At 57.2% G+C, this 12,519-nt stretch carries 15 protein-coding genes, 1 tRNA gene and 1 pseudogene; 3 read left to right on the top strand and 14 right to left on the bottom strand.

Annotated elements, in window-relative coordinates; genetic code table 11:
* Positions 1 to 4 precede the first annotated feature (4 nt).
* Genes IGS75_RS02940 through IGS75_RS02930 form a run of 3 tightly spaced genes read right to left on the bottom strand, consistent with a single transcriptional unit; the run spans position 5 to position 2,398 of the window.
* Positions 5 to 1,288, bottom strand: a complete 1,284-nt coding sequence (locus tag IGS75_RS02940) for an MFS transporter (RefSeq protein WP_141353892.1) — start codon at positions 1,286 to 1,288, stop codon at positions 5 to 7.
* 49 nt (positions 1,289 to 1,337) lie between these two features.
* Positions 1,338 to 1,913, bottom strand: coding sequence for a peroxidase-related enzyme (locus tag IGS75_RS02935; protein ID WP_202257516.1), 576 nt, complete (start codon positions 1,911 to 1,913; stop codon positions 1,338 to 1,340).
* Positions 1,910 to 2,398 (bottom strand): hypothetical protein, encoded by a 489-nt coding sequence (locus IGS75_RS02930; protein ID WP_141353896.1) that lies wholly within the window; start codon positions 2,396 to 2,398, stop codon positions 1,910 to 1,912. The genes IGS75_RS02935 and IGS75_RS02930 overlap by 4 nt, the downstream gene beginning before the upstream one ends.
* Before the next feature lie 126 nt (positions 2,399 to 2,524).
* On the opposite strand from IGS75_RS02930, the gene IGS75_RS02925 reads away from it, so the two are divergent.
* On the top strand, positions 2,525 to 3,520 hold the full coding sequence (locus IGS75_RS02925) for a LysR family transcriptional regulator (RefSeq protein ID WP_202257515.1): 996 nt from the start codon (positions 2,525 to 2,527) through the stop codon (positions 3,518 to 3,520).
* Positions 3,521 to 3,541: 21 nt separating this feature from the next.
* Complete coding sequence (locus IGS75_RS02920) at positions 3,542 to 5,002, top strand: FAD-dependent oxidoreductase (RefSeq protein ID WP_202257514.1); 1,461 nt, start codon at positions 3,542 to 3,544, stop codon at positions 5,000 to 5,002.
* Between the two features lie 39 nt (positions 5,003 to 5,041).
* On the opposite strand, the pseudogene IGS75_RS02915 reads toward IGS75_RS02920, so the two are convergent.
* Together IGS75_RS02915 and IGS75_RS02910 are read right to left on the bottom strand one after the other, a co-directional pair.
* A pseudogene (locus IGS75_RS02915) lies at positions 5,042 to 5,252 on the bottom strand (IS5/IS1182 family transposase); the annotation flags it as partial.
* The gene (locus IGS75_RS02910; protein WP_228123843.1) at positions 5,170 to 5,904 is read right to left on the bottom strand and encodes a GNAT family N-acetyltransferase; all 735 of its coding nucleotides are present in this window, start codon (positions 5,902 to 5,904) and stop codon (positions 5,170 to 5,172) included. The gene IGS75_RS02910 and the pseudogene IGS75_RS02915, both read right to left, overlap by 83 nt.
* A gap of 8 nt (positions 5,905 to 5,912) precedes the next feature.
* Here IGS75_RS02910 and IGS75_RS02905 point away from each other — a divergent pair, with 8 nt between their 5' ends.
* Positions 5,913 to 6,215 carry a hypothetical protein gene (locus IGS75_RS02905; protein ID WP_167495545.1) on the top strand — a complete coding sequence of 101 codons (303 nt, stop codon included), beginning with the start codon at positions 5,913 to 5,915 and terminating at the stop codon, positions 6,213 to 6,215.
* Between the two features lie 88 nt (positions 6,216 to 6,303).
* Here the strand turns inward: IGS75_RS02905 and IGS75_RS02900 are convergent, their stop codons facing one another.
* The 9 genes from IGS75_RS02900 to hisB all read right to left on the bottom strand — a co-directional run bounded on the left by IGS75_RS02900 (position 6,304) and on the right by hisB (position 12,395).
* The gene (locus tag IGS75_RS02900) at positions 6,304 to 7,383 is read right to left on the bottom strand and encodes an IS5 family transposase (protein WP_202257513.1); all 1,080 of its coding nucleotides are present in this window, start codon (positions 7,381 to 7,383) and stop codon (positions 6,304 to 6,306) included.
* A gap of 374 nt (positions 7,384 to 7,757) precedes the next feature.
* Positions 7,758 to 7,833, bottom strand: a tRNA-Glu gene (locus tag IGS75_RS02895).
* Positions 7,834 to 7,881: 48 nt separating this feature from the next.
* Complete coding sequence (locus IGS75_RS02890) at positions 7,882 to 8,250, bottom strand: histidine triad nucleotide-binding protein (protein ID WP_202257512.1); 369 nt, start codon at positions 8,248 to 8,250, stop codon at positions 7,882 to 7,884.
* 14 nt (positions 8,251 to 8,264) lie between these two features.
* Positions 8,265 to 8,666 carry a phosphoribosyl-ATP diphosphatase gene (locus tag IGS75_RS02885; protein ID WP_011252065.1) on the bottom strand — a complete coding sequence of 134 codons (402 nt, stop codon included), beginning with the start codon at positions 8,664 to 8,666 and terminating at the stop codon, positions 8,265 to 8,267.
* A gap of 4 nt (positions 8,667 to 8,670) precedes the next feature.
* Positions 8,671 to 9,432, bottom strand: coding sequence for an imidazole glycerol phosphate synthase subunit HisF (gene hisF, locus IGS75_RS02880; protein WP_202257511.1), 762 nt, complete (start codon positions 9,430 to 9,432; stop codon positions 8,671 to 8,673).
* Positions 9,426 to 10,778: a 1-(5-phosphoribosyl)-5-[(5-phosphoribosylamino)methylideneamino]imidazole-4-carboxamide isomerase gene (hisA, locus tag IGS75_RS02875; protein WP_202257510.1), complete on the bottom strand. Its 1,353-nt coding sequence runs from the start codon at positions 10,776 to 10,778 to the stop codon at positions 9,426 to 9,428. Before hisA ends, hisF begins: the two co-directional genes overlap by 7 nt.
* On the bottom strand, positions 10,775 to 11,413 hold the full coding sequence (gene hisH, locus IGS75_RS02870; protein WP_202257509.1) for an imidazole glycerol phosphate synthase subunit HisH: 639 nt from the start codon (positions 11,411 to 11,413) through the stop codon (positions 10,775 to 10,777). The genes hisA and hisH overlap by 4 nt, the downstream gene beginning before the upstream one ends.
* Entirely contained in the window at positions 11,398 to 11,802 is a 405-nt protein-coding gene (locus tag IGS75_RS02865) for a hypothetical protein (RefSeq protein WP_141352688.1), read from the bottom strand. The genes hisH and IGS75_RS02865 overlap by 16 nt, the downstream gene beginning before the upstream one ends.
* Complete coding sequence (gene hisB / locus IGS75_RS02860; RefSeq protein WP_202257508.1) at positions 11,799 to 12,395, bottom strand: imidazoleglycerol-phosphate dehydratase HisB; 597 nt, start codon at positions 12,393 to 12,395, stop codon at positions 11,799 to 11,801. Before hisB ends, IGS75_RS02865 begins: the two co-directional genes overlap by 4 nt.
* Between the last annotated feature and the right edge of the window lie 124 nt (positions 12,396 to 12,519).

The following is a 12,519-nucleotide window of genomic DNA, read 5'->3' as shown; positions in this document are numbered from 1 at the left end:
CGGTTCAGGAGGCCGCATTAGGGCGGCGTAGCGAAGGACTTATGAGCAGTGCGCATGCAGCGATGACGCCGATCAAAACGCCCGTCATGACGAAAAAGGCAGGAGCCATGGCGCGTCCGGTCACGGTGATGAGCCATGTGACGATGAACTGGGAGCCCCCTCCGACGACCATCACTACGGCATTGTTCACGATGGCCAGCATCGTTGTGCGTGTCTGGGGAGTGAGGATTTCGGTGATCAGGGTAACATAGGCACCCAGAAACATACCGCTGGCGACAGAGAGTGCGACTTGCAGGACAACAAGGCGTCCGATTGACGGCGCGCTCAGAAGCCAGCTGTAGAGAGGCCAGATCAGCGCAAGATAGGAAGCAAGGGCCGCGAGGATAATCCAGCGCTTTTCGATACGATCCGAAAGATAGCCACTGAAGGGGACGACAAGCAGCATTGATGCAGCCGCCGACATTTGGACCAGATAGGCATGGGTTACGGAGAGGTGCAGCACGCGTGAGGCATAGGTTACGACGTAGCCGTAAATGATATAGAACGAGACCGTACTGGCCGTCACAAGGCCCATACCTGCGGCGATCTGACGCCACTGTGCTCCAAAGCTTCGGTAGAACGACGATGCAGCGGGTGGCGTGCGGGGACGTATGGCTGCGCCCCGGGCAGCCGACAGACGGATCAGCAGAACGACGGGCACGATCAGCAGACCCAGCGCGAATGGTAGCCTCCAGGCATAGGCATGAATGGTGGCTGTGGAAAAAAATGTACTCATCGCATAGCCCACGGTTCCTCCCAGAACCTGTGCAATGATCTGGCCCGTGATCTGCCAGGAGCCAAAAAAACCGCGGCGTCCTGCAGGTGCCATTTCCACCAGAAAAGTCGTGGAAGTCGCGAATTCGCCGCCTACGGAAAAGCCCTGAAGCAATCTGGCAACTGCAATCATGATCGCACCTACAGGGCCTGCCTGCTGGTATGTAGGTGCGCACGTCATCATGGCGACGGCAATCGCCATGATGACCATTCCGAGCAGCATTGAAGCCTGACGTCCGCGACGGTCGCCGTAATATCCCAAGACAATTCCACCAATCGGGCGGCTGACGAAGCCGACCGCGAACAGGGCGGTGCTCAGTAACAGCCCTCCCGCTCCCCGATGGTTGGAATCCGCGAAGAAAAGATCACCAATGAGCGGGATCATATAAGAGAATATTGCAAAATCGTACCATTCGAGGGCATTTCCCCCGATTGCGCCAATGACGGCTCTGAAATTCCGTCGTGTTTCAGACATGCACTATGCCACCTTATCTTGGGGAGTGATGCTTCAGGCCATGTGGCCGTCAGGGAGTAATCGCTTCACCCAGTGTGTGCATGAGCCTATTGGCCCAGCCGAAAATTGCGACTGAACAGACGAGGTCGAAAATCTCCAGATCCGTCAGGCCGCCGGTGCGGAGTATTTCGATATCCGTGGGAGATATCTCTCCCGGTGTGCGAGTCAGCTTGAGAGAGAAATCAAATACGGGCTGCCAGTAATCGTCCAGCGCAGCTTCCTCACCCTCCGCGAAAATCTCCTGGATCAGGTCCTCGCGTCCGGTCATCTGTAGAAAACGGGCAGCATGAACGGATGTGCAGTAGATGCAGTGATTGTGGATGGAAGTCGCAATGGCACCCATTTCGCGACCTGCGCGTGACAAACCGTCCCGCCCGTACATGATGGCATTGAAGAGGGGAGAGCGGATGGCAAGGCTTTCAGGATCATGTGCGAGTGTCAGCACATAATCGGAAATTTTGCGGTTGGACGGCGTAACCTTCATTGCATCCAGCTGTTCGGGCGTGGCCTCTTCCAGCCTGACAGGGCAGATATAGGGCAGCCAGTCCAGCGTTGCAGTAGTGAAATTGTGGACCGGACGGCTCATGATGCGGTCTCCAGAGCACGGAGCCCGGGAACCAGGCGCGTGAGGTAATTGATGCAGGCAACAAGTTCGGCGAGTTGAACAATATCGGCGTCTTCCAGCCCCGACTTCTGTAAGATTACGATATCCTTGCGGGTGGCCTTGGCGGGGTGCAGCGTGACCAGATCAGAATAGGCAACTATGGCGGCCGTGAATGTATCCATAGGTGGTTGTGCAGACGTGTCGGCAACAGCGCTCCATTCGTCTGCTTCAGGAAGACCTGCCAGACGTTCCAGATAGATCTGCCGCAGCGTGTCCACCTTGCACTGCCCTGAGATGCGCGCGGCGATGGCCAGCCGTAGCGGGTATGAAAGCCGCCCCGGCTTTCTGGGAGTAACAACGGCGTCGTTTGCCGCATAGCTCATTTCAAGCAAGGTGCCACGCTGGGCGAGGAAATCCTCGGCTGGGCAGTTTGACGCTGCCTCCCTCAAAAGCTCCAGAATATCCATTGTCGAAGCCTGCCCCTCAAGATTCCTGTTCAGCGTTAGTGTCAGCCTAGCATGTCGATAATGAATGGCAACGAATTTTCATTACTATTATGCATTATGGCTTGTAGGGATATAAAAATCCCTTCTATGATTGGTGTTATGGAACTGGAATGTCTCAACATCAGGCAGCTTGAAGCGTTTTGCGCGGTCGTGTCCGCGGGAAGTCTGACGGCAGCGGCACGACAGCTTGGCCGGTCCCAGCCAGCCATGACGCGACTCATTCAGGATTTGGAAGAAACCGTTGGATTCGTGCTGTTCCACAGGAACGGTCCCAGAATCGTCCTTTCGGAACAGGGAGGTATCTTTCATACTGAAGTCGACCGCTTCCTGAGTGGATGCTCGTTGCTTGTAAAACGTGTCAATGACATCCGGAACGATATTGCCGCGCCATTCGAGCTGAGTGCCATTCCAGCCATGGCCAATGGGGTGTTGCCTGCGGCCCTTGCCTGTCTCCCTGCAGATTTGCTGCCAGAACATGTTCATCTTCAGTCTGTTCCGGCCGCACAGGTGACCCTGTCCGTGGTGGCTCGACGGGCTGGACTGGGTATTACGAGTTTCCCAGTGGATCATCCGGAAGTGGATGTCCTTTGGATTGGAGAAGCGTGCTGTATGGTGGCGCTTCAGGAAAATGATCCACTGGTTAATCAGGAGGCAATCAGCCTTCGACAGTTTAAAGACCGGGATATCGTAACGATTGCCGATCGGTCGCGCTTGAGGGGACGCATTGATGCCGCGTTTATGGCTGAAAATGTTAGACCTCGCAGGATTTTCGAATCAACAGCCAGTGTGACAGCGCTCTCTATGGCAAATGCAGGGCTTGGGGTGGCCATTGTGGACCCTGCCACAGCGTCCGGGATGTCGATCAAGGGTATGACCGTCCGTCCGCTCGCGGAGCGGATCCCGTTTTTCTTCGGTGTGATCAAGCCGGGCGGGCATATTCTTTCTCCAGGCCTCGCCGCGCTTTCAGAAGCTCTGAAAGCCGTTGCGACCCAGCGGTTGTCTGGCTTCAGACTGCATGGCCGGGCCTCATCTGAAATTATCGAAGAGGCATTATGCGGGTATGACCCCGCGCTTCGTTCTTGAATTTGAGAGATCAAGCCTCCCATGGATGACGTTACAGATACGATGAGTGGTATTGAAACTCTGAACCGACGTGTTCGTGAAGAACTGAAATGGCTTGAGTTTCCGGCCAGATCCTGGGTGCCGGAGCGGGAGCATCAGGGCGAGAAAGTCCATGATGTTATCGTCATCGGGGGAGGGATGGCGGGTCTGACGGCTTCCGGAACGCTCAGGCGCTACGGAGTGCTGAATCATGTTGTTTACGATATGGCGCCGAAGGACAGGGAAGGACCGTGGGTTACCTATGCCCGAATGGACACTCTGCGCTCTCCCAAGACGCTGACAGGACCATGTCTTGGGATACCCGTCCTGACATTCCGTGCCTGGTACGAGCATCGTTTCGGCGTGCAGGCATGGGAGACGCTTGGACTGATTCCGAGAACCATGTGGATGGAATACCTTGTCTGGTTCCGTGACGTACTTGAATTGCCGGTCGAAAACGGGGTCCTTGTCCAGAAAATCGATACTGCGGATCATGGTCTGCTCAGGCTGAACATTTTGCGCAATGGCAAGGCGGAAGAGGTTCTGACGCGCAAGGTTGTTCTGGCGACGGGGCGTGACGGCCTTGGTGGCGCCTATATGCCGGACGTGATCCGAACACTTCCCGAGCATTTGCGGGCGCATTCGGCCGATATGATCGACTTTGCGGCCCTTAAAGGCAAGAGGGTGGTCGTGATCGGGGCCGGGGCGTCGGCGATGGACAATGCGGCAACTGCGCTCGAGCAGGGGGCCGCGCAGGTCGATGTCTTGGTCAGGCGGGGAGATATACCACGGATCAACAAGTTCACCGGTATTGGAAGCCAGGGTGTCGTGCAGGGGTTCGTCAACTTACCCGACGAATGGAAATGGCGTTTTCTGGACGCCACACTCTCGGCCCAGACGCCTCCGCCACGTCCAAGTGTCCTGCGTGTTTCGCAGCATCCGAATGCTTTCTTCCATCTGAACTGTCAGATCGAAGAAATCGCTGCGGATGGAGATGCCCTTGAACTCATAACATCACGCGGTGCGCTTGCGACAGACTTCATCATTGCAGCGACAGGCTTTAATGTTGATCTGGTAAAGCGACCTGAACTTCAGGTTTTCTCTGACCGGATACGTTTCTGGAAAGATCGTTTCGTCCCGGCTCCTGATAACCGCTACAATGGTGTTATCAACAGTGAGTTGGCCAATTCACCAGATCTTGGCCCCGCGTTCGAGTTCCAGCCAAAAGCTGACGTCATTTGTCCGGATCTACGGAATATTCACTGCTTTTGTTTTCCGGCGACTCTGTCTCATGGCAAGGTTAGTGGAGACATTCCGGCCATCAGTGATGGAGCAGATCGGCTCGTGAAGGGAATTGTAAGTCATTTTTTCAGCGAAGATTGCGCTATTCACTTCCGTAATTTGGAGCAGTTTGAAACTCCGGAACTTGTGGGAGACGAGTGGCAGGATACGTCATTGTCTTGATGGTAACTGTTGAGGGAACGTTGTATTGGGCAATATGCGTCATAGGCAGAAGATGACGGTTGCAGCGAGGCAGATGGCCGAGAAGAAGGCATTCGGACATCTGTCATAGCGTGTTGCAACACGCCGCCAGTCCTTATGCCTTCAGAGCATCCCGGACCCAGTCAGCATCATAACCCGGATTCGCCAGCAGTTGCTGTGCCATGGGAAGACTGTCCAGCAGAGCAGAAGCTTCGGTGTAAGCGCTGACTTGGAGGGATCGAAAAACCGTTATCCGTAATCAAATCAATGGGTCCTGAGCCTAATTCAAGCCATTCGCGCCTCAAAAGAGCGTATCCGACCTCGTCATGCCAGCAGCCATTAAAATAACGACTTTCGACCGTCTGGCTTTCCTGTCGGAGACCAAGTCTTCGCATTAAGCGCTGCGAGGCATCGTTTGCAATAAGGCAATGGGCCGTCAGGCGATGGAGAGGTCGATGGGCAAAACACCACTCGATTAGCGCCGTTCCAGCCTCCAAAGCATAACCCTGTCCTTGATGATTGGCAGCGAACCACCAACCGATGTCCCCCTTTTGCGGCTCCTCCGCACCAATGAACACGCCGACCTCTCCAATTAGGCCGGGTTTGTCGCTTTTCTCGACCGCGAGCATTCGCCAACCATAAGCTTCCGGCGCCATACGTGACTGCGCGGCGAGAAACAATTCGGCTTCCTTCAGCTCCACTGGCTGCATCATCTGGGCAGCGAGCGCCGCTGTATCGTTTCGGTAAGCTAGATAACGATAGAGATCGTCAGCATTCGGCGTCCTAAGTCTCAGGCGTTTGGTTAAAAGAGGTGCAATCAAAAGGATTTCTTGCTCCGCGCCAGATCGATGAAGGCCGGTGCATCGTAGGGTAGAGATTGCCATGGGCGCAAATGACGGCCCAGGTGACCGGCGCTGCATTGGTGCAAACCAGCCTTCTGAAAGCCATGAGCATGTCCGTTCTAAGAAACAATGGAGTGCGTTTCGGTGTCCGACATGAGGCGCTTGCCGCCTCGGCATGGTCGAACGCGCTTCTTAGCCCACGAATCGCTCCAGGTGCCTACGAACGTAGACCGGATGCGGGCGATGGGCAGGATAATCCGTTCAATTTGTCGACCAAAAAGACTGCTCAATTCGCTCTGTATGCGATTGTGGGCCACGAGCAGGCCCAAATGGAGGGATCGAAGAACCCTTGATTGATTACCCTTGCGCCTGATTTCTGGTTGCTGGTCCTGATTTTCACTCTGCATTTTGAGCAGAGAGAGGGTTTTATGCTCTGGATTGCTACGCGGCGACGTTAATCCGCTCCAGGAGGAGAAAGCGGCGCATATTATAGACGATATTGGCCAGCCCGATCCTCATGGTGGCCCGCGTTAAGCCTACGGTTCGGACGAACAGTCCAGTCTGTGATTTCTGATCGGCAAAGACATGCTCGACGCGAGATCTGATCACCGACTTCCCTGCGTTGGATCTCTGGATATGGCGGGGCATAGGCCTGAGATGCGGCTTTTTCCTGTGAACCTTTGAGACAAAGCCCTGCTTTTCCATGAAGTCCTCATTGGCTTTTGAGCGGTAGGCCGTGTCTGCCCAGACCGTTGAGGCTGTATTGCTTTTATCAAGCAAGCCCTCTCTCAATCGCGCGCCGTCACTGGCGGCGGCATCTGTCGTCTTCCATTTGCGGATCAGCCGAAATTTCCGATCGATGGAGATGTGCGACTTGTAACCAAAAAACGGGATGGCCAGATCCGTTGCGGGCATACTCCCGTCTTCCTGTCGCTTCGCTTTCGTGAATTTCAGGGTCCAGCGCGCATGCCTATCCTTGTGGGACAGCTTTGACGGCTTGTCCTGCCAGTCCAAGGGGATCCGTCCTTCCCGCAGATCAGTCTTTTCATCGCTGGTATTGCGCTGCTTCGGAGCCGCTACCAGCGTGGCATCCAGGATCTGGCCTGACATCGGCAGATAACCAGCATTACGCAGGATCGCATCAAAGCGGTTGAACAAAATATCAATTGCTCCCGCCTGTGTCAGACGTTCCCTGAACAGCCAGATGGTTTTGGCATCAGGCACACGGTCCGACAGCCCCAGGCCTAAAAAGCGCATGAAGGAGAGACGGTCATTGATCAGGTATTCCGTCCGTTCATCGGACAGATTGTTCAGCGTCTGGATCACCAGAATTTTGAACATCAGCACCGGATCAAATGGCGGTCGCCCACCCTTACTTCCATCGGAATACGCCAGGGCCTTTTCCAGATCAGGACGGAACGCTTCAAAATCCACAGTCCGGGAAAACGCTTCGAGTTGATCGCCAAGCCCGCTCAATCGAGTAAGCCGCTCTTCAACATCAAAGAAACTCGGCTGCTTCATCTTCCTTCATCCCCAATCAACTAAGGAGAAATGGAATCACACAGAAAGCCTCAAAACCAAGAGGTTTTTCGAACCCTCCACTTTGACCGAGGTTTCCTCGAGCCACGCTCGAGCAAGACGGGCGGTGTCAAATGTTCTGGTGATCCGCTGGCCGCTGACCAGCTTGCGGGCCCTGTATTGCCTGGGTCCTCGGCAACTCACGCCATCAGGCAGGGGGCGTCCTGTTGCAGGATCTTTGGCATTCTCGGCGGACTTTATACGGGCCATGAGACGGAAGCGTCATTGGTCCGGAACTGGTCCAAAATCGCTACTTAATTTTTGGATGGGATAGGGCGGTTTACCCGCAAGCTACTGATAACATTGCCAAATAAAATTGGCGTCCCATAGGGGATTCGAACCCCTGTTGCCGCCGTGAGAGGGCGGTGTCCTAGGCCTCTAGACGAATGGGACGAGGCGAGGGGCTTGATAGTCGGCCCCTTGGGGCTTGGCAAGTGTTATTTATAAAGTTTTTTGTGTCAGCAGGGGGCCGAGAGCCGCGCCGCCGAACAGGTGGATGTGGAAATGGGGGACTTCCTGTCCGGAATTAGGGCCGGAATTGCTGATGAGGCGGAAGCCTTCGCGGGTGAGGCCCTGTTCTTCGGCAATCTTGGAGACCGCGCGCCAGAAGCCTGCGATTTCAACGGGAGAGGCTGTCGCGCCGAAATCGGCGATGGAGACGTATGGCCCCTTGGGAATGACCAGAACGTGGATCGGGGCCTGCGGGGCAATGTCGTGGAAGGCGAGCGCGAAGTCGTCTTCATAGACGGTGCGGGCCGGTATTTCCTTGCGCAGAATGCGGGCGAAGATATTGCCGGGATCGTATGCCATGGTCTGTTTCCTGTTCAGCCGAGCTTTTCCTTGGGGCGGGCCGCCTTTTCGGCAATGCCACTCGTGCCTTCGCGGCGCTTGAGTTCCGTCCAGACATCTTCGGGAGAAACACCGGCATCAACCCACATGACGATCAGGTGGTACAGCACGTCAGCGCTTTCACCGATCAGTTCCTTGCGGTTACCGTTGACAGCTTCGATCAGGCATTCGACGGCTTCCTCACCAAATTTCTGGGCAATCTTGTTGCGACCGCGGGCCATCAGGCGTGCGGAGTGGCTGAGGGACGGATCAGTGCCGCGGCGGGACTGGACCGTGTCATACAGGCGCTGGAGAACCAGTTCCTGCTGAAGGTCGGATTTTTTGTCGTCCTGCTGCTTCGAAGGCTTCGGAGCCGGTTTGGTGGCGGGTTTTCCCATGGTTTTACTCTCCAAGCCTGACCGGAAGTCCGGCTTTATTCAGCGCGTTCTTGACTTCATCGATGCGGAACTGGCCGAAGTGGAACACACTTGCTGCCAGAAGGCCACTTGCGCCGACTTCCGCTCCCTCCACGAAATGTTGTAATTCGCCCACGCCACCCGAGGCAACAATCGGAACAGTCACTGCGCCGCAGACGGCACGAAGCAGATCCAGGTCAAAGCCTGAGCGGGTGCCATCCCGGTCCATGCTGGTGAGCAGGATTTCGCCCGCACCCAGATCCTGCATTTTCTGCGCCCATTCCACGACATCCAGCCCCGTGGGTTCACGACCCCCCTTGGCATAGACTTCCCAGCCGCCCTGGTCATCGGAACGGGCATCAATGGCGACAACGATGCATTGGCTGCCGAAGCGTTCGGAGGCTTCGCGGATCAGGGCAGGATTTTTGATGGCGGCGGAATTGACGGCGCATTTGTCCGCACCCGCCAGAAGCAAGCGACGCATGTCTTCGCAGGTGCGGACGCCGCCGCCCACGGTCAGGGGTAGGCAGATGGCTTCAGCCGTGCGACGGACGACGTCGAGGATGGTGTCACGGTTTTCGACGCTCGCCGTAATGTCGAGGAAGGTGAGTTCGTCGGCACCGGCGGCGTCGTAGAGCTTGGCCTGTTCGACTGGATCACCCGCATCGCGCAGGGAGACGAAGTTTACTCCTTTGACGACGCGGCCGTCCTTGACGTCCAGGCAGGGGATAACGCGGAGTTTCAGCATGGGCCGAGGACTTCCAGTGCGTCTTTGAGCGAGATGCGACCGTCATAGAGTGCACGTCCGACGATAGCACCGGAAATGCCCGGAACATCGCGGGCAACATCGCGCAATGCCTTAAGATGCTCCAGGCTGCCGACGCCACCGCTGGCGATCACAGGAATGGAGAGACGGCGGGCCATGTCCGCAGTCTGCTCCAGGTCTAGTCCGGCCAGCATGCCGTCCCGTGTGATTTCGGTGAAGATCACGGCCGCAACACCGGCATCTTCCATGCGCAGGGCGAGGTCGTTGGCTTCGAGTTCGGACACTTCGGCCCAGCCTTCAGTCGCGACACGCCCCTGCCGGGCGTCAATGCCGGCGACGATCCGGCCGGGGAAAGCGCGGGCGGCCTGACGGACCAGTTCAGGGTCCTTGACGGCGACCGAGCCCAGGATAACCCGTGAGACGCCTGCTTCGAGCCAGCGTTCGATCGCGGCCATATCCCGGATACCACCACCGAGCTGCACGGGCAGGTTGGTGGCTTTTACGATGGATTCAATCGCCGGAATATTGGTGGACCGCCCGGCAAAGGCTCCGTTCAGATCCACGACATGCAGGTGACGGCAGCCGGCTTCCGCGAACAGTTTGGCCTGTGCGCCGGGATCGTCGGAATAATGGGTGGCGTCTTCCATTTCTCCGCGGCGCAGACGGACGCAGGCGCCGTCCTTGAGGTCGATGGCCGGGTAGAGCGTCAGGCCGTGAGCCGGGTGGGTTGTGTTGGTCATCGTGTCTGAAGTCGCGCCGCTGGTGTCAGGCATGGCGATGCTGGACTGCCAGCGGGCAGCCTCGTTCTCGTTTGCCAAAAGTTTCGAGAGAAAAAGTCCGCGCACCGTCTGCCCTCCGATCCGTGCATAATAGGGATGGGTCCCCCAGTGCTCGAATTCGAACGACCGGAACAGCCCTATGGCTGCGACATGCGTTTCGCGGATGTCGCAGTTTACAACCTTGCAGCCAATGGCCTTTGCGCCTTTGAGCATTGTTTCCAGCAACGCGCGTCCCAGACCGCGACCACGGGCATAGGGGGCAACAAAGAAGCCTGTCAGATTGGCGGTTGCGGCATGGGCTTCATAACTCGCTGGAGGCCGGACGAGCTGGCCTGCGCCGCAGATTACTCCGTTCTCACGCACGACGTAAAAGCTGCGCTCCGGCACCAGCAGCAGGCCTTCGAAATAGCGGGTCAGAGCCTGATGACCGGGAGGTTGCAGCCAGCCAAAGCCGCCGCCGTCCAGAATGCCGGCGGATGTGGCCTCGATCAGCGCGTCCAGATCTTCGGGCAGAAGCGGCGAGACGACGCGTTCACAGGTGATGGTCATGAGGTCCACCGCAGGAAGTTTCCGAGGATGGTCAGACCGACATCCTGGCTCTTTTCGACGTGGAATTGCGTGCCGCAGCGATTGCCGCGCGCGACAATGGCCGGAACCTGTGTGCCGTACTGCGCAGTTGCGACGATATCGTTGTCAGTACCATCATGCAGGGCATAGGAATGGACAAAATAGCCGTGATTGCCTGGGGTGAGGCCGTCCATCAGCAGATGCGTACCAGGTGTGAAATCGAGCGTGTTCCAGCCCATATGCGGCAGGCGCAGGCCGGCATTTACGGCCTCGTCCATGCGGCGGATATTGCCCGAAATCCAGCCCAGACCTTCGGTGCGGCCATGTTCGAGGCTATATTCGCACATAAGCTGCATGCCAACGCAGATGCCTAGGAACGGCGTCCCATTGGCGGTTGCTGTTTCGAGCATGTTGCGCAGTTCGGGACCAAGGCCCTGCGCGCAGTCGGCGAAAGCGCCTTGTCCGGGGAGAATCAGTCGGTCAGCCGTCAGGATGTCATTCGTATCGCGTGAGATGACAACGTCGGCTTCGATCCCCCTGCGGATGGCGGCTTTGCGGGCTGCCTGAGCGGCCGAGGCGAGATTTCCGCCATTGTAGTCAATTACGACGACGCGCATGGAAACTCCGGAGATGTGTTGCCGTAAGGGGCGGCGTAGTGCTGCTGGTCCATCCAGCGCAGGAGGGCGATGTCCCGGCTGGGAGCTGCGATCGGCGTGCCGGTGATGCGGCCGTTCAGGCGCTGTTCCCACAGGCGGATCTCCGCCGTGAAGCTGGCGAGGACGGCATGGATGGCCACGATCAGATCAAGCCGGGACCAGAAACCCATGAAAACATGCAACGCAACCATAGTGGTGGCTGCGGCCAGTAGCGCGGAAATCCAAGCGCCGTAAGTCAGTAGTCCAAACCAGCCAAAGAACAGGACGCGCCATGAAAACCCGTCCTGCACCATAACGGGCACCTGTGGGCCGGCGGCGTCTGGTTTCGTGCAGGGAATATAAAGCTTCACAGTACGCCTTTGGTGGAGGGGATGGCACCAGCCGAACGGGGATCGTGCGAGGCGGCCACTTTGAGGGCGCGGGCAACGGCCTTGAAGCCGCTTTCGGCGATATGATGGGCGTTGGTGCCCGCCTTGCAGGTCAGGTGCAAGGCGATATGGGCCGACATGGCGAAGGCGCGGAAGAACTCTTCAAACAGCTCCGTGTCCATCGTGCCAATCTTCTCGCGTGGAAAGACGACGTTCCAGGCAAGGTAGGGACGGCCGGAAATATCAACGACCGCCTCGCACAGGGCTTCATCCAGCGGTACGAGGGCATGGCCGAAACGCTCGATGCCGCGCTTGTCGCCGATGGCCTGACGGAAGGCCTGCCCGAAGACGATGCCGACATCCTCTACGGTGTGATGGCCGTCGATATGCAGGTCGCCCTTGGCTTGCAGCTCAAGATCAAAGCCACCATGCTTGGCCAGTGCCGTCAGCATGTGGTCGAAGAAACCGATACCGCTATCCACATCGGAGCGGCCCTGGCCGTCGAGTGTGAGGGCAAGAGTGATGTCGGTTTCGCTGGTGGTGCGATGCAGGCGGGCGTGGCGGCTTTCGTTCATGTTCTTTCTGCTACACCAGCACGATGTGGATTTCCACGCTGTCTGGTAAAGATGGTTGCAAAATACCTTGGCAGACAGGGATAAAATCCGTGATGGAGAGGATGCCGATCCGTATCGACCAGCA

This window comes from Gluconobacter sphaericus (assembly GCF_016757795.1).
In the GTDB taxonomy this organism is placed as follows: Bacteria; Pseudomonadota; Alphaproteobacteria; order Acetobacterales; family Acetobacteraceae; genus Gluconobacter; species Gluconobacter sphaericus.
This window is presented reverse-complemented; position numbering and strand designations above follow the sequence as displayed.

What these genes read in the sequence shown, in the direction of transcription:
- IGS75_RS02930 (WP_141353896.1), bottom strand. Translation starts at nt 2,398, where the DNA reads ATGGATATTCTGGAGCTTTTGAGGGAGGCAGCGTCAAACTGCCCAGCC.
- hisF (WP_202257511.1), bottom strand. Translation starts at nt 9,432, where the DNA reads ATGCTGAAACTCCGCGTTATCCCCTGCCTGGACGTCAAGGACGGCCGC.
- IGS75_RS02905 (WP_167495545.1), top strand. Translation starts at nt 5,913, where the DNA reads ATGACGGCCCAGGTGACCGGCGCTGCATTGGTGCAAACCAGCCTTCTG.
- IGS75_RS02890 (WP_202257512.1), bottom strand. Translation starts at nt 8,250, where the DNA reads ATGGCATACGATCCCGGCAATATCTTCGCCCGCATTCTGCGCAAGGAA.
- IGS75_RS02900 (WP_202257513.1), bottom strand. Translation starts at nt 7,383, where the DNA reads ATGAAGCAGCCGAGTTTCTTTGATGTTGAAGAGCGGCTTACTCGATTG.
- IGS75_RS02920 (WP_202257514.1), top strand. Translation starts at nt 3,542, where the DNA reads ATGGATGACGTTACAGATACGATGAGTGGTATTGAAACTCTGAACCGA.
- IGS75_RS02940 (WP_141353892.1), bottom strand. Translation starts at nt 1,288, where the DNA reads ATGTCTGAAACACGACGGAATTTCAGAGCCGTCATTGGCGCAATCGGG.
- IGS75_RS02910 (WP_228123843.1), bottom strand. Translation starts at nt 5,904, where the DNA reads ATGGCAATCTCTACCCTACGATGCACCGGCCTTCATCGATCTGGCGCG.
- hisA (WP_202257510.1), bottom strand. Translation starts at nt 10,778, where the DNA reads ATGACCATCACCTGTGAACGCGTCGTCTCGCCGCTTCTGCCCGAAGAT.
- IGS75_RS02925 (WP_202257515.1), top strand. Translation starts at nt 2,525, where the DNA reads ATGATTGGTGTTATGGAACTGGAATGTCTCAACATCAGGCAGCTTGAA.
- IGS75_RS02935 (WP_202257516.1), bottom strand. Translation starts at nt 1,913, where the DNA reads ATGAGCCGTCCGGTCCACAATTTCACTACTGCAACGCTGGACTGGCTG.
- hisB (WP_202257508.1), bottom strand. Translation starts at nt 12,395, where the DNA reads ATGAACGAAAGCCGCCACGCCCGCCTGCATCGCACCACCAGCGAAACC.
- IGS75_RS02885 (WP_011252065.1), bottom strand. Translation starts at nt 8,666, where the DNA reads ATGGGAAAACCCGCCACCAAACCGGCTCCGAAGCCTTCGAAGCAGCAG.
- hisH (WP_202257509.1), bottom strand. Translation starts at nt 11,413, where the DNA reads ATGCGCGTCGTCGTAATTGACTACAATGGCGGAAATCTCGCCTCGGCC.